Raw genomic sequence first — 3,584 nt, 5'->3', positions numbered from 1 at the left:
TAGCCGAACATGATGCCCTGGTCGCCGGCGCCCTCGTCGCCCTGCTGGCCGGTCACGCCCTGCGCGATATGGGCGGACTGTTCGTGCAGCAGGTTGGTGATCTCCACGGTCTCGTGGTGGAACTTGTCCTGCTCATAGCCGATGTCCTTGATGCAGGCACGGGCGATGTCGGGAATGCTGGCCATGTATTCGGCCAGCTTGTCCTGGTCGGTCAGGCCCACCTCGCCCCCGATGACCACGCGGTTGGTGGTGGCGAAGGTCTCGCAGGCGACGCGCGCAAGCGGGTCTTCGGCCAGGAATGCGTCCAGGATCGCGTCGGAAATCCGGTCGCAGACCTTGTCCGGGTGCCCCTCCGAGACGGACTCGGAGGTGAAAGTGTAGTTCTGTCGGGACATGATGGGGTGCTCCATTGATGACGCCGTCACGCCAGGAAGCCGTTGTGACGGGTTTTTGCTGTCCAAATGCGGGTACGCGGCGCAGCGCGCGGGGTCAATCGCTTTCTGGCGTCCTGCGACGGCGGGACCCCGCCCAAAGCGCCGCAATTGCCACGAACATGAGCAATCCCGCGGGCAGATCCCCGGTGCGGCTGTAAGGCGTGTGACGCATCGGCGGCGGCAGCGGCGCATCGGCGAACCCCGCCTCGCCCAGCGGAATGGTGGCCAGGACCCGCCCGGCCCCGTCGATCACCGCCGAGACGCCGGTATTGGCCGCCCGCAGCATCGGCAGTCCCTGTTCGATGGCCCGGATTCGGGCCTGGGCGAGGTGTTGATACGGCCCCGACCAGGTGCCGAACCAGGCGTCATTGGTGATCTGGATCAGCATATCGGGCCGCAAGGGCGCGCCGTTCACATCCTGCGGAAAGACCGCCTCGTAGCAGATCAGCGGCAGCGCGCTGCCCAGCGGCCCCATGTCGATCACCTGCGGCCCCGGCCCGGGCGTGTATCCGCCCTCGGCCCGCGCCGCCAGCCCGGCGATGTTCCACCGCGCAAAGAGCGCGGCGGCCGGCATGTATTCCCCGAAGGGCACCAGGTGATGCTTGTCGTAAAGCGCCTGCACCCCGCCACCGGGCGCCAGCACGATCAGCGAGTTGTAATAGCCCGCCTGGTCTGCACGCTGGACCCCCAGCAGGACCGGCGTATTCCCCGCCGCCTCGGTGATCCGGTCCAGCGTCGGCCCCGCGCGGTGCAGCAGGTTGGGCACGCTGGTTTCCGGCCAGACGATCAGCGCGGGCGCCGCCCCGCCCTCGGCGGGCGCAGCGCGGGTGAACTCCAGCTTGCGCTGCATGAAGACGGGGATCTTTTGCGCGTCCCACTTCTCGTGCTGGGGGGCATTGGGCTGGACCAGCCGCACCACCGGACGCGCTGCAAGGTCCTGCGCGGCAGGGGTCAGGAGCAAGCCACCACCGAACAGCACCGCCAGCAGGGCAAGGCCCGCCAGACCCGCCCGCGCCCCGCCGGGGCGCAGCGCCAGCGCACACAGCGCCGCCGCCGCCAGCGTCAACAGCGTCAGCCCATGTGGCCCGACCACGGAAACCCACTGGATCACCGGCACCGGCAGCCAGAAATAGGGCACCAGCGCCCAGGGAAAGCCGGTAAAGACATAGGCGCGCGCCAGTTCCGCCAGGCTCCACGCCAAGACCAGCCCGATCACCGGGTAGCGCCCCTGCGAAGACAGCCGGAACGCCAGCCCCCAGAACAGCGCCAGACCGCCCGCAAGGCCGATCAGCGCAAAGGGCGCCATCCAGCCCGTCACCGCGGCGTCGACGAAAAAGGGCTCGACGATCCAGCCCATCGAAAAGCCGAAATAGCCCAGCCCCACGGCCCAGCCCGTTCCCGCCGACCGCAAGCCGCCCGGCGTCACCAGGAACAGCCAGACCGCCGCGACATAGCCCGCAAAGCCCAGGTACCACAGGTCATAGGGCGGCTGGCCCAGGCCGATGACGACACCCGCCAGCACCGCCAGCGGCAGGCGCATCCAGCCCGGCACGGGGCCCGCGACCCTGCGGCCGTCACCGGCCGCAAGCCTGTCAGGCATGGCCCGCGTCGGCCTTGACCGCCGGGGCCTCTGCCACCGGTGCAGGCGCCGTGGCGGCGGTTTCGGCACGCGCCGCGTTCGACGGGCGCACACGCAGCCGCTTGATCCGGCGCGGGTCCGCATCGACCACCTCGAAGTCCAGCCCCGCCGGATGCGGCACCACTTCGCCCCGCGCGGGCACGCGGCCCGCCAGCATGAAGACCAGCCCGCCCAGCGTGTCGATCTCTTCCTCGTCGATGTCGTCATGGTCGGTCAGCGCAAGGCCCAGCTCACCCTCGAAATCGCTCAGCGGGGTCTTGGCCTGCACCAGGTAACAGCCGGTCTTTTCGCGGGTCCAGTACTGGTCCTCGTCGGTGTCGTGCTCGTCCTCGATCTCGCCGATGACCTGTTCGATCAGGTCCTCGATCGTCACCAGCCCGTCGACCCCGCCGTATTCGTCGATCACCAGCGCCATGTGCCGGCGTTCGGTCTGCATCTTGGTCAGAAGCACGCCAATCGGCATCGACGGCGGCACGAAGAGCAGGGGCCGCAGCATCCGTTTCAGGTTGAACCGCCCGCCGGTGCCGTTGAACCCCTGCTGCAGCGCGAAATCCTTGAGATGGGCCATGCCCACGGGCGTGTCCAGCGTGCCCTCGTAGACCGGCAACCGCGTCATGCCGCTTTCGCGGAACACGGTGACCAGGTCCTCTTTGGTGATCGTGTTGGGCACGGCGATGATCTCGGCCTTTGGAATGGCCACGTCCTCGACCCGCATCCGGCGCAGGTTTATCATGCCGTGAACCGGCCGGTCCGGCGCCCGGGGCGCGCTCTCGGCCGCAGAGCCGCGCAGCGAGCTTCCCTCGCCGCCCCGGCCGAACAACCGCTGCCAGAAACTGCGCCGCGGCCCGTGTCCGTTCATTTTTCCCGTCAGTGGCGCGCTTTGCGCTGCCTTAGACGAGTCGTCGCTATCGCCCATCTTTCCTGTTCCAGTCATGCCCCATCAGGGCCATCATCCTCACCATATGGGTTCGGCAGACCGAGATTGCCAAGTATCTCTGCCTCCAGCCGTTCCATCAGCGTGGCGTCCGCGTCACGCATATGGTCATACCCCAATAGATGTAACACGCCATGAACAATCAGATGTGTGACATGTTGCTCGAAAGCGATACCCTGCTCGGCGGCTTCCCGCCCGCAGGTTTCCCAGGCCAGCGCGATGTCGCCCAGGTGGTGGGGCTCGTCGTCCTCGGGTTCGGGCGGCCAGGGCGTCCCGCCCGGTGCCTCGGCGGCAAGGTCCTCGGAGGGCCAGCTCAGCACGTTGGTGGCGGTGGGCTTGTCGCGGAAATCACCGTTCAGCGTGGCGATGCGGGCATCATCGCAGCCCAGCACGGCGATCTCGTACTCTGCGGGCTCCAGGCCCAGGTGCGCCAGCGCCGCCACCGCGCCGCGTTCGGACAGGGCCGCCAGCCCGGCGGCCTGCCAACGGTCGTCCTCGAAAATCGTATCGGTCAGCATGTGGTCCAGTGCCGGGGGCTCTGCCCCCGGACCCCCGAGGTATTTTTCAAACCAAAGAA

Annotated in this window: 4 protein-coding genes and 1 riboswitch; all 4 genes read right to left on the bottom strand. The window is 68.2% G+C overall.

The genetic code is table 11. The features are described 5' to 3' along the window. Positions 1–395: S-adenosylmethionine synthetase N-terminal domain-containing protein (locus PVW46_RS19205; protein WP_274577184.1), on the bottom strand; the 395-nt coding region annotated here is incomplete at its 3' end. A gap of 7 nt (positions 396–402) precedes the next feature. After that, a riboswitch (SAM-SAH riboswitch) is annotated at positions 403–449 on the bottom strand. Positions 450–489: 40 nt separating this feature from the next. Continuing rightward, on the bottom strand, positions 490–2,034 hold the full coding sequence (gene lnt / locus PVW46_RS19200; protein WP_069207905.1) for an apolipoprotein N-acyltransferase: 1,545 nt from the start codon (positions 2,032–2,034) through the stop codon (positions 490–492). Beyond that, positions 2,027–2,989, bottom strand: a complete 963-nt coding sequence (locus tag PVW46_RS19195) for a hemolysin family protein (protein ID WP_043144970.1) — start codon at positions 2,987–2,989, stop codon at positions 2,027–2,029. Before PVW46_RS19195 ends, lnt begins: the two co-directional genes overlap by 8 nt. A 14-nt stretch (positions 2,990–3,003) precedes the next feature. After that, positions 3,004–3,525, bottom strand: a complete 522-nt coding sequence (gene ybeY, locus PVW46_RS19190) for an rRNA maturation RNase YbeY (RefSeq protein WP_274577186.1) — start codon at positions 3,523–3,525, stop codon at positions 3,004–3,006. Positions 3,526–3,584 lie beyond the last annotated feature (59 nt).

Source organism: Mameliella sp. AT18, from assembly GCF_028807275.1.
In the GTDB taxonomy this organism is placed as follows: domain Bacteria; phylum Pseudomonadota; class Alphaproteobacteria; order Rhodobacterales; family Rhodobacteraceae; genus Antarctobacter; species Antarctobacter albus.
The sequence above is the reverse complement of the archived record's forward strand: the minus strand, read 5'-3'. Positions and strand labels throughout refer to the sequence as shown.

Bases quoted from the DNA above. Each gene is read 5' to 3' on its own strand.
- lnt (WP_069207905.1), bottom strand. From the start codon at position 2,034: ATGCCTGACAGGCTTGCGGCCGGTGACGGCCGCAGGGTCGCGGGCCCC.
- PVW46_RS19195 (WP_043144970.1), bottom strand. From the start codon at position 2,989: ATGGGCGATAGCGACGACTCGTCTAAGGCAGCGCAAAGCGCGCCACTG.
- ybeY (WP_274577186.1), bottom strand. From the start codon at position 3,525: ATGCTGACCGATACGATTTTCGAGGACGACCGTTGGCAGGCCGCCGGG.